Origin of the sequence: Arenimonas sp. (assembly GCF_041913985.1) — a bacterium.
GTDB lineage: Bacteria > Pseudomonadota > Gammaproteobacteria > Xanthomonadales > Xanthomonadaceae > Arenimonas.
The window spans coordinates 13858-39003 of sequence record NZ_JAYSEG010000005.1 but is presented as its reverse complement, the minus strand read 5'-3'; the positions used below and the strand labels follow the sequence as shown (position 1 = coordinate 39003).

22 protein-coding genes are annotated in these 25146 nt (G+C 67.7%); 12 read left to right on the top strand and 10 right to left on the bottom strand.

Going from position 1 to position 25146, the window contains the following annotated elements:
- Positions 1-87 precede the first annotated feature (87 nt).
- Positions 88-1005, top strand: a complete 918-nt coding sequence (locus ACE3Q2_RS02775) for a LysR family transcriptional regulator (protein ID WP_374472598.1) — start codon at positions 88-90, stop codon at positions 1003-1005.
- Positions 1006-1020: 15 nt separating this feature from the next.
- Here the strand turns inward: ACE3Q2_RS02775 and ACE3Q2_RS02770 are convergent, their stop codons facing one another.
- From ACE3Q2_RS02770 to ACE3Q2_RS02755, 4 genes are read right to left on the bottom strand one after another with little or no spacing between them, the layout of a single operon-like run.
- Entirely contained in the window at positions 1021-1872 is an 852-nt protein-coding gene (locus ACE3Q2_RS02770) for an alpha/beta fold hydrolase (protein WP_374472595.1), read from the bottom strand.
- Positions 1869-2462, bottom strand: a complete 594-nt coding sequence (gene trmY / locus ACE3Q2_RS02765; RefSeq protein ID WP_231696039.1) for a tRNA (pseudouridine(54)-N(1))-methyltransferase TrmY — start codon at positions 2460-2462, stop codon at positions 1869-1871. Before trmY ends, ACE3Q2_RS02770 begins: the two co-directional genes overlap by 4 nt.
- 57 nt (positions 2463-2519) lie before the next feature.
- Positions 2520-2798, bottom strand: coding sequence for a helix-turn-helix domain-containing protein (locus ACE3Q2_RS02760; protein ID WP_374472693.1), 279 nt, complete (start codon positions 2796-2798; stop codon positions 2520-2522).
- Between the two features lie 5 nt (positions 2799-2803).
- The gene (locus tag ACE3Q2_RS02755; RefSeq protein WP_374472593.1) at positions 2804-3136 is read right to left on the bottom strand and encodes a type II toxin-antitoxin system RelE/ParE family toxin; all 333 of its coding nucleotides are present in this window, start codon (positions 3134-3136) and stop codon (positions 2804-2806) included.
- 179 nt (positions 3137-3315) lie between these two features.
- Between ACE3Q2_RS02755 and ACE3Q2_RS02750 the strand changes: the two genes are divergently transcribed.
- From ACE3Q2_RS02750 to ACE3Q2_RS02725, 6 genes are all read left to right on the top strand, one after another.
- Positions 3316-4287 (top strand): GlxA family transcriptional regulator, encoded by a 972-nt coding sequence (locus tag ACE3Q2_RS02750; RefSeq protein WP_374472591.1) that lies wholly within the window; start codon positions 3316-3318, stop codon positions 4285-4287.
- 26 nt (positions 4288-4313) lie between these two features.
- Positions 4314-4631, top strand: a complete 318-nt coding sequence (locus ACE3Q2_RS02745) for a hypothetical protein (RefSeq protein WP_374472589.1) — start codon at positions 4314-4316, stop codon at positions 4629-4631.
- Between the two features lie 193 nt (positions 4632-4824).
- A complete protein-coding gene (locus ACE3Q2_RS02740; RefSeq protein WP_374472587.1) occupies positions 4825-5976 on the top strand; it encodes an SPFH domain-containing protein in 1152 nt (383 codons plus the stop codon).
- Between the two features lie 15 nt (positions 5977-5991).
- On the top strand, positions 5992-7302 hold the full coding sequence (locus ACE3Q2_RS02735) for a TFIIB-type zinc ribbon-containing protein (protein ID WP_374472585.1): 1311 nt from the start codon (positions 5992-5994) through the stop codon (positions 7300-7302).
- Positions 7299-7547 carry a hypothetical protein gene (locus ACE3Q2_RS02730; protein ID WP_231696032.1) on the top strand — a complete coding sequence of 83 codons (249 nt, stop codon included), beginning with the start codon at positions 7299-7301 and terminating at the stop codon, positions 7545-7547. The genes ACE3Q2_RS02735 and ACE3Q2_RS02730 overlap by 4 nt, the downstream gene beginning before the upstream one ends.
- A 46-nt stretch (positions 7548-7593) precedes the next feature.
- Positions 7594-9237, top strand: coding sequence for a tetratricopeptide repeat protein (locus ACE3Q2_RS02725; protein WP_374472582.1), 1644 nt, complete (start codon positions 7594-7596; stop codon positions 9235-9237).
- 357 nt (positions 9238-9594) lie between these two features.
- On the opposite strand, the gene ACE3Q2_RS02720 is transcribed toward ACE3Q2_RS02725, so the two are convergent.
- The 6 genes from ACE3Q2_RS02720 to ACE3Q2_RS02695 all read right to left on the bottom strand — a co-directional run bounded on the left by ACE3Q2_RS02720 (position 9595) and on the right by ACE3Q2_RS02695 (position 18802).
- Positions 9595-10476, bottom strand: a complete 882-nt coding sequence (locus tag ACE3Q2_RS02720) for a hypothetical protein (protein ID WP_374472580.1) — start codon at positions 10474-10476, stop codon at positions 9595-9597.
- A 37-nt stretch (positions 10477-10513) separates the two neighbouring features.
- Positions 10514-12082: a DUF262 domain-containing protein gene (locus ACE3Q2_RS02715; RefSeq protein ID WP_374472578.1), complete on the bottom strand. Its 1569-nt coding sequence runs from the start codon at positions 12080-12082 to the stop codon at positions 10514-10516.
- Positions 12083-12117: 35 nt separating this feature from the next.
- A complete protein-coding gene (locus ACE3Q2_RS02710) occupies positions 12118-15825 on the bottom strand; it encodes a methylmalonyl-CoA mutase family protein (RefSeq protein ID WP_374472576.1) in 3708 nt (1235 codons plus the stop codon).
- Positions 15826-15916: 91 nt separating this feature from the next.
- Positions 15917-16576: a tetratricopeptide repeat protein gene (locus ACE3Q2_RS02705; RefSeq protein WP_374472574.1), complete on the bottom strand. Its 660-nt coding sequence runs from the start codon at positions 16574-16576 to the stop codon at positions 15917-15919.
- Positions 16577-16593: 17 nt separating this feature from the next.
- Entirely contained in the window at positions 16594-18150 is a 1557-nt protein-coding gene (locus ACE3Q2_RS02700; protein ID WP_374472572.1) for a sulfotransferase, read from the bottom strand.
- Position 18151: 1 nt separating this feature from the next.
- Positions 18152-18802, bottom strand: coding sequence for a hypothetical protein (locus ACE3Q2_RS02695; protein ID WP_374472570.1), 651 nt, complete (start codon positions 18800-18802; stop codon positions 18152-18154).
- Positions 18803-19211: 409 nt separating this feature from the next.
- Here ACE3Q2_RS02695 and ACE3Q2_RS02690 point away from each other — a divergent pair, with 409 nt between their 5' ends.
- From ACE3Q2_RS02690 to ACE3Q2_RS02670, 5 genes are all read left to right on the top strand, one after another.
- Positions 19212-20312 carry a Glu/Leu/Phe/Val dehydrogenase dimerization domain-containing protein gene (locus tag ACE3Q2_RS02690; RefSeq protein WP_374472568.1) on the top strand — a complete coding sequence of 367 codons (1101 nt, stop codon included), beginning with the start codon at positions 19212-19214 and terminating at the stop codon, positions 20310-20312.
- Positions 20313-20420: 108 nt separating this feature from the next.
- Positions 20421-21578 carry an isovaleryl-CoA dehydrogenase gene (locus tag ACE3Q2_RS02685; RefSeq protein ID WP_374472566.1) on the top strand — a complete coding sequence of 386 codons (1158 nt, stop codon included), beginning with the start codon at positions 20421-20423 and terminating at the stop codon, positions 21576-21578.
- Between the two features lie 86 nt (positions 21579-21664).
- The gene (locus ACE3Q2_RS02680) at positions 21665-22840 is read left to right on the top strand and encodes an acetyl-CoA C-acyltransferase (RefSeq protein WP_374472564.1); all 1176 of its coding nucleotides are present in this window, start codon (positions 21665-21667) and stop codon (positions 22838-22840) included.
- Between the two features lie 143 nt (positions 22841-22983).
- Positions 22984-23361 carry a hypothetical protein gene (locus tag ACE3Q2_RS02675; RefSeq protein WP_231696021.1) on the top strand — a complete coding sequence of 126 codons (378 nt, stop codon included), beginning with the start codon at positions 22984-22986 and terminating at the stop codon, positions 23359-23361.
- A gap of 90 nt (positions 23362-23451) precedes the next feature.
- Positions 23452-25059 carry a carboxyl transferase domain-containing protein gene (locus tag ACE3Q2_RS02670; protein ID WP_374472562.1) on the top strand — a complete coding sequence of 536 codons (1608 nt, stop codon included), beginning with the start codon at positions 23452-23454 and terminating at the stop codon, positions 25057-25059.
- Positions 25060-25146 lie beyond the last annotated feature (87 nt).

Here is a 25146-nt window from a genome sequence, read left to right as displayed (position 1 = left end):
CCTTGTCGGCCGGATTGACCTTGGAGGGCAATCTAATGACTTCCGGAACTGGCTTAATCGGGCTGGAAGTGCCTATTCTGTTTCCCCATGGAAACAAACGGCAGCCGGTTCAACGAAGCCCTGGCCCTGCTCACGGTGGCGGAAACGGGTGGGTTCACCCGTGCGGCCGAGCGGCTGGGCCTGTCGAAGGCGCAGGTGAGCAAGCTGGTCACCGCGCTGGAAACCTCGCTGGGCGTGAAGCTGCTGCACCGCACCACCCGCCGGGTGGCGCTCACCGACGCCGGCCGGCTCTACCTCGATTTCGCCCGCCAGGCCCGGCAGGCGCTGGGCGACGGCGAACGCGCGGTATCCGCGGTGCGCACCGAGGTGGACGGGCTGATCAGGCTCACCGCGCCCACCTCGTTCGGCGACGGCTTCCTGGTGGACCTGCTGGCGGATTTCCGCGCGCACTACCCCGCCGTGCGCTTCGACGTGGACCTGAGCATCGGCACCCGCGACCTGGTGGCCGAAGGCTTCGACTTCGCCATCCGCATGGCGCGCACGCTCGACCCGAACCTGGTGGCGCGCCCGCTGGGCGTGGTGCGCGAGGCCATCGTGGCCAGCCCCGCCTTCCTGGCCGCGCATGCGCCGGGTGGCGTGCACGAACCCGCGCAGCTGTCGGGCCTGGAAGCGCTGCGCAACCGCAGCTTCCGCGACGAAGGCCAGTGGCTGCTGCAACGCGGCGAGCAGAGCGTGGCGGTGCCCGTGCAGGGCAACCTGGCCATCAACCACTTCATCGGCCTGCGCCGCGCGGCCCTGCTGGGCCAGGGCGTGGCGCGCCTGCCGCGCTACCTGGTGCACGAAGAGTTGGAACGTGGCGGCCTGGTGGAACTGCTGCCAGGCTGGCAGCTGCCGCACACGCCGGTGGCGCTGGTCTACCCCAGCCGCGAACACCTGCCGCACCGTTCGCAGGTGTTCCGGGATTTCGTGATTGCGTGGGTGGGGCGCAAGGGCGTGCTGGACTGACGCCCGCGCCCTGCCTCACTGGCTCTGCGAAATGCCCGCCGTGAATCCCTCGTAGGCCGCCAGCACTTCCGCCGGCGCCTCCAGCTGCGGGTAGTGGCCCACGCCAGGCAGTTCGAACACCGGCGCATCTGGCAACAGCTCACGCCAGCGTGCGGCAATGCCGCGGCCGGAGATGGGATCTTCCAGCCCGTTGATGTGGGCGATGGGAACGCCCGCGTGCTGCAGCGCGCCCACCCAGCGCTCTCGGTGGCGCTGGCGCTCGGCGATGTAGCCGAGCAGCCTGGGCATCACCCGGCGGCCGCCGTTGGCCGCCAGCCCCTGCCAGGCCGCGGCCAGTTCGCCCTCGGGCCAGGGCCGTGCGCAGATGCGGGCCATGCTCCGCCGGAAGCGCGCCTCGCCGGTGAAGCGCGCCAGCAGCGGCCCCAGCGGTCCGGCCAGCAGGCGCTGCAGGCGCAGCGGCCGCGTGGCTTCAGGGAACAGGCCGCCGTTGAGGAACACCGCCGAGGTGATGCGAAACCCCAGCCGCCCCTCGCGCTGGCGGGCCAGCAGTTCCTGCGCCACCGTGTCGCCGTAGTCGTGCGCGAGCAGCGCCACCTCGCGCACGCCGGTGGCCTGTGCCAGCGCTTCCCACTGGTCGGCCGAGGCGGCGATGCGGTAATCGAAGCTGGCCGGCTTGTCGGACGCGCCGAAACCGAGCATGTCGAGTGCGAACAGCTCGTGCCGCGCCGCCAGCGCCGGCCACAGCGGCAGCCAGTCGCGGCCCGACGTGGGAAACCCGTGGATCAGCCACAGCGCCGGCCCCTGCCCGCCGCGCCGGTAGCGCAGCGCGTGGCCTTCGTACGGCAGCGTGTGCAGGTGCGCGCTCACCGCTCGTCGAGCGCGTGGTGGATCAGCACCACGCACTGCGAGGCGAACAGCATCTTCCGGCCCAGCGTGAGCTTCTTCGCGCCCAGGCGCTCGAGGCTGCCGAAGGTTTTTTTCGGCATGGGAATGTGGTCGGTGAGCAGGAAGCAGGGCTTGCCCTCGAACACCTGCTCGCGGATGGGCGTGCCCTTGGGGTCCATGATGAACAGCTGGTGGTCCACCGCCAGCTCCTGCACCAGCCGCTCGAAGCTGATGGTGCGCACCGTGACGCCCGACTCCACCGGCCGGCTCTCTTCCTTGCCCAGCCCGCGCGAGGCATCCAGCGCGGCGGCCACCTTGCCCAGCAGCGCCCGCTCGTCGAAGCCGCCGAGCGAATGCATGGCGTTCACCTCGAAGCGCACGGTGCGCGAATAATCCTGCGTGCTTTCCAGCACCAGGTACACCACCACGTCGGGCCGGTGCGACTGCGCCACGAAAATGGCGTTCATCAGCGTGTGCGCCAGGATCTCGGGGTGCGCTTCCTGGCCGATGGACGCCAGCAGCCGCTGGCTGTCGGTGGGGGCGGCGCGGGCGCGGAGGACGAAGGTTCGCATGGGTTTGGATTGTGGCAGTTGAGGCGGGCGGTCACCAACGCCGCGGCGGCTCGAGCCTCAGGCGGCATCGACCTCCAGGCGCACCTGCATTCCCAAAGCTGCCGCGATGTTCACCAAGGCGTCCAAGGAGAAGCGCGAAATGCGCCCACGCAGCAGGTCGTTCACCCGGGGCTGGGTGAGCCCGCAGTGGCTGGCCGCGACGGACTGGGTCCAGCCCCTGGCCTTCACCCGTTCGGCGATGGCCATCATCAGGGCCGAGCGGAGCTTGAGGTTTTCGGCCTGGGAGGCGTCCGACTCGATGGCGTCCCAGACGCTCTTGAAGTGCGATTCGGTCACCCTGCTCATGGTGTTACTCCCTTCAGGAGCGCGTATCGTCGCCGCGCCAGTTCGACGTCCTGCGGAGCTGTGCGCCCGGTCTTCTTCTGGAACGCATGCAGCACATAGATCGCCTCGCGCTGCCTCGACGTGTAGATCACACGAAAGGCACCGGCCCCGTCCCGCACGCGAATCTCCTCGGCACCCATGCCAATGCTAGGCATGGGCTTGAAGTCGTCAGGCTGCAGGCCATGCTGCAATCGGTCCAACTGGTAGCCCGCCTCGCGCCTGGCGTCATCGGGGAATTCGCGGAGGCGTTCCAAGGCATCTCCGAGGAGCACAACCGGCTTCGACGCCATGCTATATCCGTTTTGGTATAGGCGACAACCGCCCGCTTCCAAGGTCGGACATGGCTCGACCGCGTCCCATCGGAAAACGCCCACAAAGACACCGGGGAATGGATCGACGCCCCCAATCTGTCCGAAACGGACAATACTGCGTCCGAACGGCCATTCGTTCGCAGCGCATGATGGCCAACATGAGCCAGCCGCGAAACATCGTCACCCTGCTCTACCCGGGCTTCGACCTGCTCGACGCCACCGGCCCCGCGGCCGTGTTCGACGCCGCCCGCGACCGCGACCCGCACGCCGACTACCGGCTCACGCTGTGCGCGGCGCAGCCGGGCCCGGTGCGCAGCAGCAGCGGCCTGGCCCTGCTGGCCGAACGCGGCCTCGCGCCCGGCCCGGCGCGCATCCACACCCTGGTGGTGCCCGGCTGCACGAACCTGGCCGCCGCGATGGCCGACGAAGCCCTGCTCGACGCCATCCGCCGGCTCGCCAGGCGCTCCGAGCGCGTGGTGTCGATCTGCACCGGCGCCTTCCTGCTGGCGGCCGCCGGCCTGCTCGACGGCCGCCGCGCCACCACGCACTGGCGCCATGCCGCCGACCTGGCCCGGCGCTTCCCCACGGTGAGGGTGGAGCCCGACGCCATCTACCTCCAGGACGAAAACGTCTGGACTTCGGCCGGCGTGAGCGCCGGCATGGACCTGGCGCTGGCGCTGGTGGAAGCCGACCACGGCCAGGCCCTGGCGCTCGACACCGCGCGGGCACTGGTGGTGTACCTCAAGCGCCCCGGCGGGCAGAGCCAGTTCAGCCTGCCGCTGCAGGCGCAGTCGTCGGAACACGCCACGCTGGACCGCGCCCGGCAGGCCATCCTCGACCGCCCCAACCTGGCCTGGTCCGTGGCGCAGCTGGCCGAACGCGCCCTCGTTTCGGAACGCCACCTGCGCCGCCTGTTCAAGCAGGAGCTGGGCATGAGCCCGCGCGACTTCATCCAGGGCACCGTGCTTGAGCGCGCGCAGCGTTTGCTGGCCGACGGCGACGCCACCGTGGCCGACATCGCCCGCCGCTGCGGCTACCTCAGCGCCTCGTCCTTCATCCGCCGCTTCCAGGCGCGCCTGGGCGTAAGCCCCACCGAATACCGCGCCCGCTTCCGGGCACACGCCACCTGACCCACCCGACCCCCAAGGAAAACCCCATGGACCTCATCGACGCCACCCGTTTCACCGCCAGCCGCGCCTGGGGCAGCCAGCTGCTGATGGACATGGGCGAGTTCCGCGCCAAGCTGCACTGGACCGACGCGCCCTTCGAATGGCACGAGAACGACGGCGAGGAGCTGTTCGTGGTGCTCGACGGCGTGGTGGACATGCACTACGCCAGCGCCGAACACGAAACGCCGCGCGTGGTGGAACTGCGCCCCGGCCAGGTGGCCGTGTTCCGCGAGGGCGACCGCCACGTGGCGCACCCGCGCGGCGCCGCGCGCATCCTGGTGGTGGAACGGCACGACTCCGCCTGAGCGGAAAACCGCACCGCCAGGGTCCGCGGCGGCCATGGCCGCCGGCGCAGCCGCAGGACGTGATTCCAGATTGTCCCCGCCCGCGGCGGAGTATCCGGAGGGTACTTCCGACACCCTCGCCAGCCGGCGCACGGGCGTTATAGTTCGACAGGCTTGGCCGGCGCCCTGCCGGCCGCGAAACGGAGACGTTGCCATGGGTCTTGTTCAGGCGGTGAAGGGCGCGGTGGGCGGCATGCTGGCCGACCAGTGGAAGGACTTCTACACGGTGCCGGCCGGCCTGCCGGCCACGGCGGCGCTGTTCGCCGCGGTGCCGCAGGGCACCAACGCCGGGCGCGGCGCCAACACCAAGGGCTCGAGCAACATCATCAGCAACGGCTCGAAGATCGTAGTGCCCGAAGGCTACGGCCTGCTCCTGATGCAGGACGGCAAGATCACCGGCTTCGCCGCCGAGGCCGGCGGCTACGAGTGGCGCTCGGACGACGTCAATTCCCAGTCCATCTTCGCCGGCGACGGCATCGTTTCCCCGCTGATCAAGCAGAGCTGGGAGCGCTTCAAGTTCGGCGGCCAGCCGGGTGGCCAGCAGCTGGCCTTCTTCGTCTCGCTCAAGGAGCTGCCGGACAACCGCTTCGGCACCCAGTCGGAGATCTACTGGGACGACGGCTTCCTCAACACCCAGGTGGGCGCGGTGACGCGCGGCTCGTACACGCTGCGCATCGTCGACCCCATCCTGTTCGTGAAGAACTTCGTGCCGGCCACCTACCTGCAGCCGGGCCAGGTGTTCGACTTCACCGACCTCGACAACGCCGCCGCCGGCCAGCTCTTCAACGAGGTGGTGGGCTCGCTGGCGCCCGCCTTCAGCCTGTACTCGAACGACCCGGCCAAGGGCAACCGCATCACCAAGCTGCAGCAGGACTCGATCGGCTTCGCCAGGAGCCTCTCGGCCGCGGTGGAAAACGCCTACCAGTGGACCACCGACCGCGGCCTGGCCATCGTCAAGACCGCCATCGTTTCCATCGAGTACGACGCCAACACCAAGGAACTGCTCAAGACCGTGCAGCGCGCCGACGCGCTCTCGGGCAGCCGCGGCAATTCCAACCTGCAGGCCAGCGTGGCCGCGGGCATGCAGGCCGCCGGCGAGAACGGCGGCGCGGCCGGCCTGGTGGGCCTGGGCATGGCGGGCGGCATGATGGGCGGCATCGGCAGCCTGCAGCAGCCGGCCACCCCGGCGGCGCCGGCGGCCGACGACCCGGTGGCCAAGCTCAAGAAGGCCAAGGAAATGCTCGACCTGGGCCTGATCACCCAGGCCGACTACGACGCGCTCAAGGCCAAGGCCCTGGGCCTGTAAGCCGGGCCCGCGTCCATGTCCAACCCCACGGGCCCCACCCCGCCGCCGCTGCCGCCCGGCATCGGCCCGGGTTCGCCGCAGGAGGTGCCGCCGCTGCCGGGCACCTTCCCGGTGGACCCGGCCACCCTGCCCAAGCCCATCCGCGACGAAGTGCTGGCGCCCGACCCGGCCGCCATCGACACCTCTTCGGAAGAGCTGAAGGACGGCCAGAACCACTGCCCCAAGTGCGGCGCCACCGACATCCGCCAGCGCCCCGGCACCGACAAGCTGGTGTGCCTGTACTGCCGGCACGAATGGCACGGCCAGGGCGTGGAAGAAGCCTTCGGCCTGGGCGAAGGCCTGGACGACCTGCAGGGCACGGTGGTGGCCTCGGGCGCGAAGGACATCGCCGACGACGCCACGCACCTGATGACCTTCAAGTGCACCGGCTGCGGCGCCGAAGTGACCGTGAACACGGAAAACGCCATGACGGCGCGCTGCCACTGGTGCCGGCACCAGTTCGGCGTGAACGAACAGGTGGCCAACGGCGCCGTGCCCGATGCCGTGCTGCCCTTCCGCATCAAGAAGGACGATGCGGTGCAGCGCATCCGCCAGTTCGTGGACAAGCGGCGCCTGTTCGCGCTGAAGGAATTCAAGGAACAGTTCACGCCCGAAAACGTGGTGGGCGTGTACCTGCCCTACATGATCGTGGACGGCCGCTGCAGCGCCGCCGTGGCCGGCGAAGGCGAGATCAAGACCCGCGAATACACCCGCGGCACCGGCAACAACAAGAAGACCTACTACGACGCCGACGTGTACCAGGTGCGGCGCCAGGTGGACTTCACGGTGGACGACCTGCACCTGGAATCGAACCGCGCGCGCGGCCAGCTCGACACCAGCGTGAACACCAACAACATCATCAACACCATCCTGCCCTTCGACACCAAGAACGCGGTGAAGTGGAACGCCTCGTACCTGGCGGGCTTCACCTCGGAAAAGCGCGACAGCGACGTGGAGCAGCTGCGGCCGCGGCTGGAGGACCAGCTGCTGTCCATCGCCCGGCACCAGGTGGAGGCCAGCACGCAGCGCTACGACCGCGGCGTGCGCTGGGAAGAAGAAAGCCTGGACGTGTACGGCACCCGCTGGGTGGCCATGTACCTGCCGGTGTGGCTGTACTCCTACCAGCAGCCCGGCACCGGCATGCTGCACTACATTGCCGTGAACGGCCGCACCGGCGAAACCATGGGCAGCATTCCCATCCAGCAGTGGAAGCTGCTGATGGCGGCCATCACCGCGGGCACCTTCATCGAGGCGATCGTGCTCGCCATCCTCGGAGCGCAGGCATGAGCGACGACAATGGCGTATGGCTGCTGGCCCTCGGCCCTGCCGGCGCCGCCGCGCTGTACTGGGCGATCTACCGCTACTACCGCAACACCGACAAATCGCACGCCTTCGAGCGGGAGACGAAGGTGGATGCGAAGCCGGTTACTGGCACCGACGTGAAGATTGGTGATGTGGAGGGGGTGCGGAACAGCCGCATTCCCGGGGACAACGTAAAGGCGTATCGGAATCGGGTGAAGCGGGTTCGATAGCCGCCGGCCAGCCCCGGCCGCATTTCAATTCCAAAGGGAATACCGCATGCGCACGCTCCCGTTCCTGCTGCTGTCCTTGGTGCTGTTGGCGGGCGTATTCGCGTACCAACAAGCCACGAAGCCGCCGCAGTACACGGGACCTGCCCCGGTGCTAGCGTCCCCGCCGCCTGCCCCGGCCTCCGCGCCAGCGGCCGCGGCGATGCCGCCGCCCGAGGCGGAGCTCAGGGAGATCTCCGACGCCTTCGAGCAGGGGCAGGAAAACCAAATCGAGGCGAAGCTGCGCGCGCTGCAGGCGAAGTTCCCCGAAAGCGCCGACCTGCAGGCCCTGATGGCGCGGCTTGAATACAGCCAGGCCGTGGCCGGGCGCGCGCAGCCGACCGACAAGTCGCGCCTGAACTTCGACTGGCCGCTGATGCGCTCGGCCGACCAGTGGGCGGTTCGCGCCACCGAAACGAATCCCGAGCTGGCCGAGGCCTGGCGCATGCGGGGCCGCACCACGCTGGCGCTGGGAGACCCACGCCAGAGCCTGGCGTACCTGGAGCGGGCCGAAGCGCTGCAGCCGGACAGCGCACTGATGCGCCTGCACAAGGGCGACACCCTGCAGGCCATGGCCGCCTATACCGGCGACAACGTGTACCTGAGCAAAGCCGTGGTGGAATACGGGCGCGCCATCCAACCGCCACCGGACAGCCGCCTGGAATTCATCGCCTTGCGCCAGGTGGGCGAGATACAGGCGAACCTGGGCAACCATGACGAGGCCATCGGCGCCCTCACCAGCGCCATCGCCGGGTTCGAAGGGAGCGACCTGGCCTTCACCCTGGACGCCCGCGCACGCGTGAATCTCGATGCCGGCCGCGTGGATGCGGCCATCGCGGACAGCCGCGCGGCTCTCGATGTCATGGTGTTCGAGGTCGCGATCCACACGCTGGCCGACGGCCTGATGGTCAAGGCCGGCCTGGCCGTCAGGAACGGGAAGGAAGCGCTTGCGGCGCCCTACCTCGAGGAGTTCCTCTCCATCGCAGCCGAGCCGACCGAACACGCGCACCACCTTGCCGATGGCAAGAACACGTTCCCGGCCGTCTATGCCCTTTTCGCCGAACCGATGCGCCGAGGCCACTGGGACCGCGTGGTGCCCGACACCCTGCCAGGCGCCGCCGCTTTCATCGGCGCCAGCGACCTGCGGGCCCTGGCCTCACGCGGCCTGCGGTTCGATGGCGGTGACCAGGCGACGTCGCAGCTGCTGTTCGGAGCCATTGCCTACGACAACGTGGAGGCCGTGCGGGAACTGCTTGCGCTGGGCGCCAACACCACGGTTCGGCGCGAAGACGGCGCCACCCTGCTGGACGCCGCGCGCATCGGCACCCAGCCCGACCGCGCGGAAATCCGGCGCCTGCTGCTGGCCCGCATGGGCCGCCCGCCCGGCTGGACCGACACCCCGGTGGACCTGCCAACGCCCGGCCGCTGGTACCGCGCCGAACGCACCATCGGCGCAAAGGAGCATCCGAACGACAAGCAGATCGAAGCCGGCATGGTGTTGATGGCCGGCAGTCAGTGCTCCACGCCGGGCCGCCCCTACACCTGCTTCACCTTCTACACGGCGCCGGAGAAGTACTACGGCACGATCAAGGTGCCGATCGCCAGCCCTGAGGATTTCAATGCGCTACGCGAGGTGGAAGCACCGAGTCTCTGAGACGCTCGCGATTCACCACCCGCACTTGGTTCGGCGGCCCCACCTGCTAGTGATGCGCGGGCCAGTCAGACTTAGCGAGGCCTACTTCTTCGCAGTGTGCTGCTCGGGCAGCACGTGGACAATCCGCTGTTCCATCGACTGGCGGGCCTCACCACGGAAAAGCGCAACAGCATCGTCGGGACCTGAGACCGGCGACTATCTAGCCTGACTAAGCGCCCTGCTGCGGCCAAGGCATAGACAATTAGATCGCATGCCCACCTTGACACTTTGTCAGCAGGAATTTGCACGTACCAACCAAAATCTGCTGTCGGCCATAGCACTCGCCAGGCCGGCCGGAAGCGCAGCGTCGCAAATTCCTCACTTGGAAAACCAACTTATGACTGAAAGCAATCGCTGCCAAAAGCCTCGTTTGTCTCGCCCGTCCCGATGAGATCGGGCACGTACGCCAGCAACTTCCTGATAACTCCAAGAGCCGGGGACTGCCGCAAACAGCAGATCAACTTGGGCATTACCAGCCCATAGCGCCGGCTCTGCCACCGGCCCGTCAATCGCCTGCCTAAGGAGATCCAAATCCACTGCCCGAGCAGGGTCAACGCGAACGAGATATCTAACACTTGAACGCCACTTAACACCCTCGACACTCTCGCACACCAACTCCACTGAGAGCTCCAAGCCCTCCGCCGAGACACGAGCAACAAAGTCGCTGGCCGCATCCCCCGAAACAGAAGATTGAATTGCAGTCACTCTCCCCGATCGCCCTGCAATCGGCAAGTCAACCACTCGGTCAACCTCAAGGCGAGCACCAGGAGCAGACAGGATAATCGTGAGGTTGAGTGCCGGATGATCGCTTTCGTTGCGGATCGGCAGCACAACCTCAATCGGGAGAGTCACTTGGCCAGCCGCCCTATTCGGAAGACCAACCGACACCCTAGCTTCAGGCTCCGCGCGATCAAGAGCTGGAATCACAAACGGCTTTGCAACGCGTCTCGCGCCTTCAGAGTGCATCACAAGCGTGAGAACAAGCCCTGCCAGCGCCAGACCCGTAAACAGCGCATTGACTGCGCCGAACGAATCGCCGAACGCTCCTTGAGCCTCATTCTTGGCGAGCAGGCATTGCTGGTACCGCTCAACGTCGTCTGTTTTTTTTGACTCGCCAATGGCGCATGCCCCGCCACCATACAAATGCGTCGCCGCAACGCGCACACCCAGATGCGACAATGCCCACAGGACTACAACCATTAGACCCGCAGCAATAATCCACTTCTTACCAAGAGGCCTACTCAGCATTGCCGCCCTCCATTAAGAGCCTCGTGAGCCGCTCGGACCTGCGCCTAAAATCTCCGATCAGACTCGAATCATCAACCAACTGAGAGATCAGCGCTGCTGAGTTACACACCCTGCCAAAATCTTGGCCGCTCCGAACCAAAGCGGCGATCTTCGCGAACGAACCTGCGCGCCCGAACACCAAACTCGCCACAGGCGCACGCTCATCCGCCCTTGCGCTGCCGTCCATTAGCCTAGAGATGGATCGGTACTCGACCTCCCCCTCACCACCAGCAGCCAGCAGCTCTCCCGAAAGCAAGTCTCGCGCACCGTACTGAGCAAGAAGCGCGCCAATTCCGTTCGCAAGAATTCTATTTCGCCTAACTGGCTCGGACGCCAAATCCGGAACATCGTTGTCGCCGAGTGACACCCGCCCATCATCGCCTCGTGTGAGGCGATCAACATCAGAGACCGCACGCGTATTAGCACCCTGCGAATAGCTTTGACCACGGATGCTCGCCCAGTACCACCTCGACAGGACTGTCTTGTCGATTGAGGTTTCGCCCTCCGAATCACAAAAGGCAGCCACAGCCAAGATCATCGCGGGGGGCGGCGCGATTGAGGGGCTCACCACACCAAGTCGGCCGACCAGGTGACCAAGCGCCTTTTCATAGGAGGAAATCGCCCGAGACCAGTTTGATTTCACCTCACCGGGCGGGACCGCCAAGACGTCGCCCTGACGGACGCCGCGAACAGTGATTTTCTTCCCACTCCTCTGCTGCTTTCGGCGAACCCATATCGCGATCAACTTTAGTATTTCAACTCCGTCGATCTCGAAGAGGCTTAGAAAAGGATTATCGATAAGGGCAGAGTCCCATTCATCTCTAAGCCTAAATCCGTGCGGGTAAAGCACCGCCACCATTAGATCAAATGCATTGAGGCGGACCCCGGTGCGATTAATCGTTTCAAAAATTCGAGCGAGCGCTTCCAGGCCAATCTCATGCTCAAGTTCAATTGCTGGAACGCGATAGACCTGCGATTTAAGCCCAGACAGCTCCGACTCGCGCAAGACTAGAACCTCTCGCGCACGATCCGTCGGAAGCCAAGACTGCCACTTGAAGAACCGCTCATTATCGAATACTTCGCTGACTGTAGCGATACCGCGACTCGCGCGCTCACGAGCATCGCCGAACTCTCGAACAAAAGCGTCGCGACGACGCCATTGAATCGCCTCATTGACCCCATCCGATAGCGCAATGAAGTCAATGAAATAAACCACATCCGAAATATCGGCAACCGCATGGTAAAGGGCAGTAATCCGCTGCTGGCCATCTAGCGCAAAGAGCTCTGGCTTGCCACGCAACTGTGGTCCAGCATCAATTTCTTTGGCACCGAACGGTTGGGGGCCCTTCAACATCAACAAGGACCCGACTGGCCAAGCCCGAGCAACACTGTCCAGCAATTCAACGACCTTAGACGGATTCCAGACAAAATCACGCTGAAACTCGGGCAGGGCCAATCTGCCGGACCTTACAAGCGACACCAGCCTGTCGATCGTGTAAGTCGCCGATTGAAATTCCATCTAGTCCTCCACCCCCGCCAATCGTTTCGACAATCTCACATATTCCGCCGATACTCCCCACCCACCTCATACAGCGCATGGCTGATCTGCCCGAGGCTGTGGGTCTTCACTGCTTCCATCAACGCCGCGAAGATGTTCTTGCGGTCACGGGCGGTGTTTTGGAGGTAGGCCAGGGGCCTATTCGCGGCTGAAGCCGCTCCTACAACAATGAGAGAATTTCTCGCGGCCTGGAAGGTGCGCACGTTGGCGATCTGGGCGGCCTTTTCGGCTTCGGTGCTGCGGATCAGTTCGATGGTGGTGGCCACCTCGCCGGCGTGGTCCTTGGGCAGGAAGGTGTTCACGCCCACCAGGGGCAGGCTGCCGTCGTGTTTCTTGTGTTCGTAGTAAAGGCTTTCTTCCTGGATCTTGCCGCGCTGGTACATGGTGTCCATGGCGCCCAGCACGCCGCCGCGCTCGCTGATGGCCTCGAACTCCTTGTACACGGCCTCTTCCACCAGATCGGTGAGCTGGTCGACGATGAAGCTGCCCTGCCAGGGGTTCTCGTTGAAGTTCAGCCCCAGCTCCTTGTTGATGATCATCTGGATCGCCACCGCGCGGCGCACGCTCTCTTCCGTCGGCGTGGTGATGGCCTCGTCGTAGGCGTTGGTGTGCAGGCTGTTGCAGTTGTCGAACAGCGCGTACAGCGCCTGCAGCGTGGTGCGGATGTCGTTGAACTGGATTTCCTGCGCGTGCAGCGAACGGCCGCTGGTCTGGATGTGGTACTTCAGCATCTGGCTGCGCTCGTTCGCGCCGTAGCGCTCGCGCATGGCGCGGGCCCAGATGCGGCGGGCCACGCGGCCAATCACCGTGTACTCCGGGTCCATGCCGTTCGAGAAGAAGAAGCTCAGGTTCGGCGCGAAGTCGTCCACCTTCATGCCGCGCGCCAGGTAGTACTCGACAATCGTGAAGCCGTTGCTCAGCGTGAACGCCAGCTGCGAAATCGGGTTCGCGCCCGCTTCGGCAATGTGGTAACCGCTGATCGACACCGAGTAGAAGTTGCGGACCTTCTGGTCCACGAAATACTGCTGGATGTCGCCCATCATGCGCAGGGCGAATTCGGTGCTGAAGATGCAGGTGTTCTGCGCCTGGTCTTCCTTCAGGATGTCGGCCTGCACGGTGCCGCGCACGGTGCGCAGGGTGTGCGCCTTGATCTTCTCGTAGGTCTCGGCGTCCACCAGCTGGTCGCCGGTGATGCCCAGCAGGCCCAGGCCCAGGCCGTCGTTGGTGGGCGGCAGTTCGCCGTGGTACTCGGGGCGCTTCTTGCCCTCGAAGAAGGCCTCGATCTTGGCGTGCGCGGCGTCCCAGCGGGCCTGGTCTTCCCGCAGGTACTTCTCCACCTGCTGGTCAATCGCCGTGTTCATGAACATGGCCAGGATCATCGGCGCCGGGCCGTTGATGGTCATGCTCACGCTGGTGGTGGGCGCGCACAGGTCGAAGCCGGAGTACAGCTTCTTCATGTCGTCGAGAGTGGCGATGGACACGCCGCTGTTGCCGATCTTGCCGTAGATGTCGGGGCGCTCGGCCGGGTCTTCGCCGTACAGCGTCACGCTGTCGAAGGCGGTGGACAGGCGCGCCGCCGGCTGGCCCACGCTCAGGTAGTGGAAGCGGCGGTTGGTGCGCTCGGGCGTGCCCTCGCCCGCGAACATGCGGATGGGGTCTTCGCCGGTGCGGCGGTAGGGGTACACGCCGCCGGTGTAGGGGTAGGCGCCGGGCAGGTTTTCCTTGCCCAGGAAGGTGAGCAGTTCGCCCCAGCTGGTGTACTTGGGCGCGGCGATCTTCGGGATCTTCTGGTGGCTCAGCGATTCGCGGTAGTTCTCCACGCGGATCAGCTTGTCGCGCACCTGGTATTCACCCACCTCGTCGGTGATGGACTTCAGGCGCTGCGGCCATTCCAGCAGCAGGTTCACCGACTCGGCGCTGAGCGCCTTCACCGCGTCGTTGTAGCGCTGGCGCAGGGTGACCAGGCTGCGGTCCACCACCACGTGCGGGGCGTTGGGGTTGTCGCCGGTGCTGGCGCCCTGGCGGCGCTCCCACTGGAACACCACCTTGCGGCGGTCGGGCAGGCCCTGGCGGCGCTCGCCGCAGTCTGGCCACTGCGCGCCGTCCTTGCCGGCGCTGGGCGCGGCGGGCGTGGGCACGATCAGGTGGTGCGGGTCGTACAGGCCCAGCTGCTTGGGCAGGTTCGGGCAGCCCAGTTCGCGCAGCGCTTCCCAGTAGTGCTGGGCGCGGTCGGCGGCTTCGGCCTGGCGCTCGATGGAGGCGTTGATCTGGCGACCCTGCTCGGCGATTTCCGCCAGGTAGCGGGTGCGCGCGCCGGGAATCAGCACGGTGGCGCGCGGCTCCTTCAGCGAAGTGTCCACCACCGGTTCGAAGCTGCAGCGCGGGGTGTTGGCGCTGGTCTTCTGGCGCACCAGGCGGCACAGGTTCGCGAACATCCAGGTCACGCCCGGGTCGTTGAACTGGCTGGCGATGGTGGGGTACACCGGCACGTCCTCGTCCTTCATCTGGAAGGCGGTGCGGTTGCGCTTCCACTGCTTGCGCACGTCGCGCAGGGCGTCTTCGGCGCCGCGCTTGTCGAACTTGTTCAGCACCACCAGCTCGGCGTAGTCGAGCATGTCGATCTTCTCGAGCTGGCTGGGGGCGCCGAAGTCGCTGGTCATCACGTAGACCGGGAAATCCACCAGGTCCACGATTTCCGAATCGCTCTGGCCGATGCCGGCGGTTTCCACCATCACCAGGTCGTAGCCCTGGGCGCGCAGGAAGGCCACGCAGTCCTTGAGCACGGCGTTGGTGGCCACGTGCTGGCGGCGGGTGGCCATGGAACGCATGAACACGCGCGGGCTGCGCAGGCTGTTCATGCGGATGCGGTCGCCCAGCAGCGCGCCGCCGGTGCGGCGGCGGGTGGGGTCCACGGAAATCACGGCGATGCGCATTTCCGGGAAGTGCTGCAGGAAGCGGTTCATCAGCTCGTCGGTGACCGACGACTTGCCGGCACCGCCGGTGCCGGTCAGGCCCACTACCGGGGTCTTGCCGCCGGCCAGCTGCCATTCTTTGCGCAGGGTGGCGAGCGTGGCTTCGTCGATGGCGCCTTCCTCGATGGCGCTGAGCATCTTGCCGATGGCGATCTCGTCGTTGATGTCGAGCAGCGCCTGGGAAGCTGAAGCCAACGTACCAGGTACATTTTTCCGGGCCGCAGCCTTGCCCTTTCCGCCGCTTTCTTCGCCGGAAAAATGTACCTGGTACGTTTTTCGTGCGCTTTCGGTGCGGCGGACGAGGTCTTCGATCATGGCCACCAGGCCCATCTGCATGCCGTCGTTCGGGTGGTAGATGCGCTCGACGCCGTAGTCCTGCAGTTCCTTGATCTCTTCCGGCGTGATGGTGCCGCCGCCGCCGCCGAACACGCGGATGTGGCCGGCGCCGCGTTCGCGCAGCATGTCCACCATGTACTTGAAGTACTCGGTGTGGCCGCCCTGGTAGCTGGAAAGCGCGATGCCGTCGGCGTCTTCCTGCAGCGCGGCGCGCACCACGTCTTCCACGCTGCGGTTGTGGCCCAGGTGCACCACTTCCACGCCCTGCGCCTGGATCAGGCGGCGCATGATGTTGATGGCGGCGTCGTGGCCGTCGAACAGGCTGGCGGCGGTGACGAAGCGCAGCGGGCTGCGCTCGGCGTTGGACTCGGGGAGCTGGTTGGCGGGGGTGCTCATGGGGCGGCACTCATACGGCAAAGACGGGAATTTCCCGATTGTAGCGCCGACCGTATGGTCCGCCCTACCCCGTCCGGGCCGCCCCGGAGGCTCAGCCCTTGGCGGCGGGCCTGGCCTCGAGTTCCTTCAGCGCGGCCTTCGCGTTTTCGTCACCCGCGTCGGCCGATTTCTGCAGCCAGCGGCGGCCTTCCTCGGGCTGGGCCGGGCCGGCCACGCCGCGCAGCAGGAACATGCCCAGGTTGTGCATGCCCTGCGCGTTGCCGGCCTCGGCGGCCTTGCGGTACCAGGCCTGGGCTTCGGCCAGGTCCACCGGCACCACGGTGCCGGTTTCGTAGTACAGGCCCACCGACACCATGGCCGGGGCGTGGCCCAGCCCGGCGGCGCGCTTGAACCACTCCAGGCTGCGCGGCAGGTCGGCGGCCACGGCAATGCCGTGGGCGTAGTGCACGGCCAGGTTGTTGGCCGCCTCGGCGTTGCCCAGGTAGGCAGCCTGCTCGTACAGCGCCAGCCCGCGGGCGAAGTTTGGCTTGGGCAGGCCTTCGGTGGTGTTGAGGTAGAGCCAGCCCAGCGCCGCCATGGCCTTGGCATTGCCGGCTTCCACGGCCTGCTCGTAGAGCTTGAGGCCCTCTTCCTCGCGGCCGGCGTCGTAGGCGGTGTTGGCCTGGCGCAGCAGGTCGTCGCCGGCGGGCGGCGTGGCGGCGAAGCTGGCGGTGGAGAGCAGCAGAGCGAGGCAAAGCAGGGTCTTGCGCATGGGTCTTTCCGGAAAAGTCAGGGGGTTTGCAGGGCCAGCCGCAGCGGCTGCAGCTGTGTTTCATAGCGGCGCCACTGGCCGAGGAAACGCGCGTGCACCGGCTCGCGCAGCTGCACCGCGCTGGCGGTGGCCACGACGCCGGTGCGGCGGGCGATGTCGGCCACGCCGGGCGCGGGTGGCAGGCCCAGGAAGGCCAGCACCTCGCGCGCCACGTCTTCGGTGCGGGTCACGAGCGCGTCGTAGGGCACGTCCAGCACCCGGCCCGGGAAGGCGGCGTGCCAGTGCGCCATCAACGCCTGGTAGCGGCGGAAGTGGCCGGCCATCTCGCGCTGGTCGTAGCTGTGCGGGTAGGCGCCCGCGAACAGTTCCTTGAGATTGGAGAAACACACGTCCATCGGCTCGCGCACCAGGTGCAGGAATTTCGCCTGCGGCAGCGCGCGGGCGATATGGCCCAGCCACAGGAAGTTCGCCGGCAGCTTGTCGGTGTAAAGCGGCTTGCCGCCGGCGCGCCACTGGGTATGACCGAGGTAGCGGCGGCCGAGTTCCGCCGGGTCCACGCGTTCGGCGGCGGCCAGCAGCGCCAGGTCGGGCCCGGGCGGGCCGGCCAAGTCGGCGCACCAGCGCAGCTGGAAGCCGAAGTCGCGCAGTTCGCCGGCGTCGGCCACGCCGGGCGCGCCGCCCAGGATGCGCTCGAGCAGCGTGGTGCCCGAACGCGGCTGGCCCAGGATGAACACCGGCGCCGGGCCGGGTTCGGCCTGGGTGTTGGCGCCTTGCCCGTCCACGCGCATCAGCTGGTCGAACACGGCCTGCTCGGCGGCGGGGTCGTAGCTGACCTGGCGGCGGCGGGCGCGCATGCCGGCTTCCAGCGCGGGCCAGGCAGCGGCGGTGTCGCCCAGGTCGTCGAGTTCCTTGAACAGCGCGTAATACAGCGGCGGCGCGTCGGGGTGGTTTTCGCCGGCACGGGCGATGGCGGCGCGCAGGCGGTCCACGTGGTTCTTCGCTGGCGTGGCGGTGCGCAGCTTGGCCAGCTGGCGGTGCGCGGCGCCGTGCAGCGGCTGGCGGGCCAGGCAGGCTTCGAAGGCGGCTTCGGCGGCGTCGGGTTCGCCGGCGTAGAGCGCGGTGAGCCCGAGCTGGTAGTGCAGCGTGGGGTTGTCGGCGCCCAGCGCGCGGGCACGCTGCAGGAAGGGCCGCGCCTCGGCCGCGAACGACTGCTCCGACAGGCGCTGGCCCAGGCCCTGCTGCACGGCCGGGTCGGGCGCGTCGCGCAGGGCCGGCGACTGCGCCAGCTCCAGCGCGGCCTGCAGTTCGCCCACCTGGCACAGCAACTCGACGATGGCTTCCAGCACCACCGGGTCGGCCTCGTCGGCGGCGCGGGCAGCCAGGGCCTCGGCTACGGCGTCGCGCAGGCGGCCCTGGGCCAGGGCCAGGTGGCCCAGGCGCAGGCGCGCCGGTGCCACCCATTCGGGGTGCGTGGCCAGGCGCTCGAAGGCGGCGCGGGCGGCGGCGTCCTCGCCCCGGGCGCGGTGCTGTTCGGCGGCCTGCCAGGTCGCCAGCGGATCGAAGCCTGCCGTCACTTCAGCCCCCCAGCGCCTTGCAGAAGGCCTTGGCGAAGGCGCTGCGGCGGATGTCGGCGTCGTCGCGGGCGCTGCCGGCCACGTGGGTCAGGCGGGCGGCCTGCAGGCGGTCGATGTCGGCGCCGCGGCGGAAGGCCACCTCGCGCTGCACGCGGGCGCGCACGTGGTCGCTCAGGCCCGAGCGCAGGGTCAGTTCGTTGTCGGCCAGTACGCGCCAGGGCACGAAGATGGCGTGCAGCTGCTCGTCGGCCACGGTGAAGAAGCCGGCGCCGAACAGGTCCACGTGGGCGGCGTGGGCCTGCAGCATCCAGTCGCCGCCGTCGCGGTACTTCAGGGTGCTGACCACGGTGGCGGTGGGCGCCAGCGGCGGCCGGCCCAGCCGGGCCTCGCCCGAAAGCAGGATGCCGCGCAGGTCGGCGATGGGGTTGGAAAGCGTTTCGTCGCCGGCGCGCAGGATGACGTTGCCGCCCTCCCAGTCCAGGCCGGTGAGGTGGCCGTACAGCAGTTCGCCCGGCGCCAGCAGCAGGATGGCCTTGTGCAGGTCGGGCTGCACCTCGCCCATCCAGCGCGGCGGCTGCGGCAGCCCGTACAGCACGCCGGCGCCGTAGCCGAAGCTGCCCGGTAGGTCGTCGACGCGCGTGATTTCGCCCATCCGCGCATCGTAGTGGCAACCGGCGGGCGGGACAAAAAAAAAAGGGGCGACTACGGGGTAGTCGCCCAATGAACCCTGCTCTAAGGGTTGGAGGCCGGCGGTTCTCCGGGGAGAGACAAAACCGCCAGGCACATTGGCGAACGCCGCGCCCCGGCGCGACCGGCCAAGACTTTTTCGGGGGCCGCCGGACGGCGGCGCGCGGCCGACGGACGCGCCCTGGCCCCTGGGGCCGGGGCCGGCCTGCCCGTCTAGAGCGTTTGCTTTACACTACGGCGCGCCGTAAACCGGCGGGGTCCTGTGTTCGATGAACGCAGGCCATTTAAATCAATCACTTGCGGACCTTTTTTCACCATCTTTCGCACGCGAATCCGCCCCCGGATCCGCGCAGTCCGCCAGACCGGAGCCTCCCATGATCTTCGAAACCATCTCGACCTCGAACCACGAGGAAGTGGTGTACTGCCACAACAAGGACGCGGGCCTGAAGGCCATCATCGCGATCCACAACACCGTGCTGGGCCCGGCCCTGGGCGGCACGCGCATGTGGCCTTACGCCAGCGAGGAAGAGGCCCTGAAGGACGTGCTGCGCCTGAGCCGCGGCATGACCTACAAGGCGGCGGTGTCGGGCCTGAACCTGGGCGGCGGCAAGGCGGTGATCTGGGGCGACCCGAACAAGGACAAGTCCGAGGCGCTGTTCCGCGCCTTCGGCCGCTTCGTCAACTCGCTCGGCGGCCGCTACATCACCGCCGAGGACGTCGGCATCGACGTCAACGACATGGAATACGTGCTGCGCGAGACCGAGTACGTCACCGGCGTGCACCAGGTGCACGGCGGCTCGGGCGACCCGTCGCCGTTCACCGCCTACGGCACCCTGCAGGGCCTGATGGCCGCGCTGCAGGTCAAGTTCGGCAACGAGGAAGTGGGCAACTACTCCTACGCCGTGCAGGGCGTGGGCCACGTGGGCATGGAGTTCGTGAAGCTGCTGCGCGAGCGCGGCGCCAAGGTGTTCGTCACCGACATCAACAAGGACGCGGTGCAGCGCGCCGTGGACGAGTTCGGCTGCGAGGCCGTGGCCCTGGACGAGATCTACGACGTGGACGCCGACGTCTACTCCCCGACCGCCCTGGGCGGCACGGTGAACGAGAAGACCCTGCCCCGCCTGAAGTGCAAGGTCATCTGCGGCGCCGCCAACAACCAGCTGGCGAACGACGAGATCGGCGTGGAGCTCGAGAAGCGCGGCATGCTGTACGCGCCGGATTACGCGGTGAACGCCGGCGGCCTGATGAACGTCTCGCTCGAGATCGACGGCTACAACCGCGAGCGCGCCATGCGCATGATGCGCACCATCTACTACAACCTGGGCCGCATCTTCGAGATCGCCAAGCGCGACGGCATCCCGACCTACAAGGCCGCCGACCGCATGGCCGAAGAGCGCATCACCGCCATCGGCAAGCTGCGCCTGCCGCACCTGGGCGCCGCCGCCCCCCGTTTCCAGGGCCGCCGCGGCAACTGATGCAAGAAGGGGGTCAGGTTCACTTCCTGGCCCCCTCTTCATCGCGAATCCACGGGCGGGAAGTGAACCTGACCCCCTTCTTGCCCCTGAGTCTTGTCGGAGAAATTGATGCGCACGTTCCCCCTCGGTGAAGACCTCGATGCCCTGCGCGACGCCGTCCGGCGCTTCGCCGAGACCGAGATCGCGCCGCGGGCCGCGCAGGTGGACCACGACAACGCCTTCCCGCAGGACCTGTGGCCCAAGCTGGGCGAAATGGGCCTGCTGGGCATGACCGTGCCCGCCGAATACGGCGGCTCGGGCATGGGCTACCTGGCCCACCTGGTGGCGATGGAGGAAATCTCCCGCGCCTCCGGCGCCATCGGCCTGAGCTACGGCGCGCATTCGAACCTGTGCGTGGCCAACCTCTACGCCAACGGCACCGAGGCCCAGCGCCAGAAGTACCTGCCGAAGCTGTGCAGCGGCGAGTGGAAGGGCGCGCTGGCCATGAGCGAGCCGGGCGCCGGTTCCGACGTGGTGGGCTCGATGAGCTGCCGCGCCGAGCTGCGCAACGGCACCTGGGTGGCCAACGGCAACAAGATGTGGATCACCAACGGCCCCGAGGCCGACGTGCTGATCGTCTACATGCGCACCGCCGGCAAGGAAGCGGGCTCGCGCTGCATGACCGCCTTCCTGGTCGAGAAGGGCATGAAGGGCTTCTCCACCGCCCAGAAGCTCGACAAGCTGGGCATGCGCGGCTCGAACACCTGCGAGCTGGTGTTCGAGAACTGCGAGATCCCCGCCGAAAACGTCCTGGGCGAGGTGAACCAGGGCGTGAAGGTGCTGATGGGCGGCCTGAACACCGAACGCCTGGTGCTCACCGGCGGCCCGCTGGGCCTGATGCAGGCGGCGCTGGACATCGCCCTGCCCTACGTGCGCGAGCGCAAGCAGTTCGATGCGGCCATCGGCACCTTCGGCATCATGCAGGCCAAGATCGCCGACATGTACACCGCGCTGCAGTCCAGCCGCGCCTTCGCCTACACCGTGGCGCGCGACTACGACGCCGGCCATTCCAGCCGCATCGACGCCGCCGCCTGCCTGCTGCACGCCTCCGAGGCCGCCGTGCAGGTGGCGCTGGAAGGCATCCAGGCCCTGGGCGGCAACGGCTACATCAACGAATACGCCACCGGCCGCATCCTGCGCGACGCCAAGCTCTACGCCATCGGCGCCGGCACCAACGAGATCCGCCGCATGCTGATCGGCCGCGAACTGTTCGACGGACGCAGCTGATCCCGCCACCGCGTCCGTTTCCGCCCTGCCGCCCCATTTCCGGGGTGGCATAATCCGGGTTTGCCCTTCTTCTTCCGGGAGTTTCCATGTCCAAGGTCGTCATCGCGGGTGCCAAGCGCACCGCCCTCGGGGCCCTGCTGGGCCAGTTCACCGGCGTGCCGGCCACCCAGCTCGGCGCCACCGCCATCAAGGCCGCCATGGAGCAGGCCGGCGTGGCCGCCGACAAGGTGGACGAGGTGATCATGGGCTGCGTGCTGCCCGCCGGCCTGGGCCAGGCCCCGGCCCGCCAGGCCGCGCTGGGCGCCGGCCTGGCCACCGCCACCGGCTGCACCACCATCAACAAGGTCTGCGGCTCAGGCATGAAGGCCATCATGATGGGCCACGACCTGATCAAGGCCGGCTCGGCCAGCCTGGTGGTCGCCGGCGGCATGGAGTCGATGACCAACGCCCCGCACCTGCTCATGAACTCCCGTACCGGCACCAAGTACGGCAGCATGGAAATGCTCGACCACATGGCCTGGGACGGCCTGACCAACCCCTACGACAAGCAGGCCATGGGCGTGTTCGGCGAGCTGTGCGCCGAGAAGTACGCCTTCAGCCGCGCCGATCAGGACGCCTACGCCGCCGAATCCGTGCGCCGCGCCCTGGCCGCCCAGGCCGACGGCGCCTTCAAGGACGAGATCGCCCCGGTCACCGTGGCCGGCCGCAAGGGCGACATGGTGATCGACACCGACGAGCAGCCCGGCCGCTGCGACATCGCCAAGATCCCCACCCTGCGCCCGGCCTTCAAGAAGGACGGCACCATCACCGCCGCCGCCTCGAGCTCCATCAACGACGGCGCCGCCGCCCTGGTGCTGGCCTCAGAGGAGGCCGCCAAGGCCCAGGGCCTGGCCCCGATCGCCACCATCGTGGCCCATGCCGGCCACGCCCAGGCCCCGGAATGGTTCACCACCGCCCCGGTGGCGGCCATCGCCAACGTGCTGGCCAAGGCCGGCTGGCAGGTGGGCGACGTGGACCTGTTCGAGGTCAACGAAGCCTTCGCCGTGGTGGCCATGGCCCCCATGAAGGAGCTGGGCATCCCCCACGACAAGCTCAACGTCAATGGCGGCGCCTGCGCCCTGGGCCACCCCATCGGCGCCTCCGGCGCCCGCCTGGTGGTGACCCTGGTGAACGCCCTCAAGCGCCGGGGAGGCAAGCGGGGCGTGGCTTCCCTGTGCATCGGCGGTGGCGAGGCCACGGCCATCGCGGTCGAGCTGGCCTGAGCACCGTACGGTGGCCGGCGGAAATTTATTTTCGCCCAAACCCGCTTTGCTATTGACTCTCAGCGTGTACCTGACATGATTTTGACGACGTACCCGGTTGGGTACGTTCTGAAATTTCATACGTCTAGACGAGGAATTCACCCATGTCCCTGAACAAGACCCTGCTCGCCATGGCCCTGGGCCTGGCCCTGGCGGCCTGCTCGAACCAGGCCGAGCAGGCGGCTGACGCGGCCGACGAAGCCGCTGCTGCTGCCGAAACCGCCGCCACCGAGGCTGCGGACGCCGCCGCCGCTGCCACCGACGCCGCTGCTGACGCCGCCGTCGAAGCCACCGACGCTGCTGCCGAGGCCACCGCCGACGCCGCCGCCGAGGGTGCCGAAGCCGCCGCCGAGGGTGCCGAGGCGATGGCCGAAGGCGCTGCCGAGATGGCCGACGACGCCGCCGCGGCTGCTTCCGACGCCGCCGAGGCCGTCGAAGAGGCTGCCACCGACGCCGCCGAAGAGACCACCGACGGCGAGTAATCCCCGCCTGCGGTACCCAGCGAACGGGCGCGACGCGAGTCGCGCCCGTTTTCTTTTAAACTCGTCGGGTTCCCGCTCGGACGGACCCGCATGAGCACGCTCACCAGCCACATCGACCCCCGCGACCCCGAATTCCAGGGCAACGCCGCGCAGCTGCGCGCCGCCGTGGCCGACTTCGAGGCGCAGCTGGCGCGCGCCGCGCTCGGCGGCGGCGAAAAGGCCCGCGCCAAGCACACCGAACGCGGCAAGCTGCTGCCGCGCGAGCGCATCGCCGCCCTGCTCGACCCGGGCTCGCCCTTCCTCGAACTCTCGGCCCTGGCCGCGGGCGGCATGTACGACGACGCCGCGCCCGCCGCCGGCATCATCACCGGCATCGGCCGCGTGCACGGCACCGAAGTGGTGGTGGTCGCCAACGACGCCACCGTCAAGGGCGGCACCTACTTCCCCATGACGGTGAAGAAGCACCTGCGCGCGCAGGAAGTGGCGCTGGAAAACCACCTGCCCTGCCTGTACCTGGTCGACTCCGGCGGCGCCTTCCTGCCGCTGCAGGACGAGGTCTTCCCCGACAAGGAGCACTTCGGCCGCATCTTCTACAACCAGGCCCGGCTGAGCGCGAAGAACATCCCGCAGATCGCCGTGGTGATGGGCAGCTGCACCGCCGGCGGCGCCTACGTGCCGGCCATGTGCGACGAATCGATCATCGTGCGCGAACAGGGCACCATCTTCCTGGGCGGCCCGCCGCTGGTGAAGGCCGCCACCGGCGAGGTGGTGGACGCCGAATCCCTGGGCGGCGCCGACGTGCACACCTCGGTGAGCGGCGTGGCCGACCACTACGCCGAAAACGACCGCCACGCGCTGCAGATCGCCCGCGACATCGTCAAACACCTCAACCGCCGCAAGCCGCTGCCGGTGGCCGTGCAGCCGCCGCGCGAGCCGCTGTACCCGGCCGAGGAGCTCTACGGCGTCATCCCGCGCGACACCCGCCGGCCCTTCGACATCCGCGAGGTCATCGCCCGCGTGGTGGACGGCAGTGAGTTCCAGGAATTCAAGGCGCGCTACGGCAAGACCCTGGTCTGCGGCTTCGCGCACATCCACGGCTACCCGGTGGGCATCGTCGCCAACAACGGCATCCTGTTCGCCGAGAGCGCGCTCAAGGGCGCGCACTTCATCGAGCTGTGCAACCAGCGCGACATCCCGCTGGTGTTCCTGCAGAACATCACCGGCTTCATGGTGGGCAAGAAGTACGAAAACGCCGGCATCGCCAAGGACGGCGCCAAGATGGTCACCGCGGTGGCCTGCAGCCACGTGCCGAAGTTCACCGTGGTCATCGGCGGCTCGTTCGGCGCCGGCAACTACGCCATGTGCGGCCGCGCCTACGGCGCCCGCTTCCTGTGGACCTGGCCGAACGCGCGCATTTCCGTGATGGGCGGCGAGCAGGCCGCCAGCGTGCTGGCCACCGTGAAGCGCGACGGCCTGGAAGCCGCGGGCAAGGCCTGGAGCGCCGAGGAAGAGGAAGCCTTCAAGGCGCCCATCCGTGAGCAGTACGAGCGCCAGGGCCACCCCTACTACGCCACCGCCCGCCTCTGGGACGACGGCATCATCGACCCCGCCGACACCCGCCGCGTGCTCGGCCTGGCGCTCTCGGCCAGCCTCAACGCCCCCATCGAAAAAGACCGCTTCGGCGTCTTCCGGATGTAAGAAGGGGGTCTAAGAAGGGGGTCAGGTTCACTTATGCGGCCCGGGTGTGGCGCGCAGGGCGATCCATCACGCCCGCATAAGTGAACC

What these genes read in the sequence shown, in the direction of transcription:
- ACE3Q2_RS02775 (WP_374472598.1), top strand. Translation starts at nt 88, where the DNA reads ATGGAAACAAACGGCAGCCGGTTCAACGAAGCCCTGGCCCTGCTCACG.
- trmY (WP_231696039.1), bottom strand. Translation starts at nt 2,462, where the DNA reads ATGCGAACCTTCGTCCTCCGCGCCCGCGCCGCCCCCACCGACAGCCAG.
- ACE3Q2_RS02755 (WP_374472593.1), bottom strand. Translation starts at nt 3,136, where the DNA reads ATGGCGTCGAAGCCGGTTGTGCTCCTCGGAGATGCCTTGGAACGCCTC.
- ACE3Q2_RS02750 (WP_374472591.1), top strand. Translation starts at nt 3,316, where the DNA reads ATGAGCCAGCCGCGAAACATCGTCACCCTGCTCTACCCGGGCTTCGAC.
- ACE3Q2_RS02745 (WP_374472589.1), top strand. Translation starts at nt 4,314, where the DNA reads ATGGACCTCATCGACGCCACCCGTTTCACCGCCAGCCGCGCCTGGGGC.
- ACE3Q2_RS02740 (WP_374472587.1), top strand. Translation starts at nt 4,825, where the DNA reads ATGGGTCTTGTTCAGGCGGTGAAGGGCGCGGTGGGCGGCATGCTGGCC.
- ACE3Q2_RS02735 (WP_374472585.1), top strand. Translation starts at nt 5,992, where the DNA reads ATGTCCAACCCCACGGGCCCCACCCCGCCGCCGCTGCCGCCCGGCATC.
- ACE3Q2_RS02730 (WP_231696032.1), top strand. Translation starts at nt 7,299, where the DNA reads ATGAGCGACGACAATGGCGTATGGCTGCTGGCCCTCGGCCCTGCCGGC.
- ACE3Q2_RS02725 (WP_374472582.1), top strand. Translation starts at nt 7,594, where the DNA reads ATGCGCACGCTCCCGTTCCTGCTGCTGTCCTTGGTGCTGTTGGCGGGC.
- ACE3Q2_RS02720 (WP_374472580.1), bottom strand. Translation starts at nt 10,476, where the DNA reads ATGGTTGTAGTCCTGTGGGCATTGTCGCATCTGGGTGTGCGCGTTGCG.
- ACE3Q2_RS02715 (WP_374472578.1), bottom strand. Translation starts at nt 12,082, where the DNA reads ATGGAATTTCAATCGGCGACTTACACGATCGACAGGCTGGTGTCGCTT.
- ACE3Q2_RS02710 (WP_374472576.1), bottom strand. Translation starts at nt 15,825, where the DNA reads ATGAGCACCCCCGCCAACCAGCTCCCCGAGTCCAACGCCGAGCGCAGC.
- ACE3Q2_RS02705 (WP_374472574.1), bottom strand. Translation starts at nt 16,576, where the DNA reads ATGCGCAAGACCCTGCTTTGCCTCGCTCTGCTGCTCTCCACCGCCAGC.
- ACE3Q2_RS02695 (WP_374472570.1), bottom strand. Translation starts at nt 18,802, where the DNA reads ATGGGCGAAATCACGCGCGTCGACGACCTACCGGGCAGCTTCGGCTAC.
- ACE3Q2_RS02690 (WP_374472568.1), top strand. Translation starts at nt 19,212, where the DNA reads ATGATCTTCGAAACCATCTCGACCTCGAACCACGAGGAAGTGGTGTAC.
- ACE3Q2_RS02685 (WP_374472566.1), top strand. Translation starts at nt 20,421, where the DNA reads ATGCGCACGTTCCCCCTCGGTGAAGACCTCGATGCCCTGCGCGACGCC.
- ACE3Q2_RS02680 (WP_374472564.1), top strand. Translation starts at nt 21,665, where the DNA reads ATGTCCAAGGTCGTCATCGCGGGTGCCAAGCGCACCGCCCTCGGGGCC.
- ACE3Q2_RS02675 (WP_231696021.1), top strand. Translation starts at nt 22,984, where the DNA reads ATGTCCCTGAACAAGACCCTGCTCGCCATGGCCCTGGGCCTGGCCCTG.
- ACE3Q2_RS02670 (WP_374472562.1), top strand. Translation starts at nt 23,452, where the DNA reads ATGAGCACGCTCACCAGCCACATCGACCCCCGCGACCCCGAATTCCAG.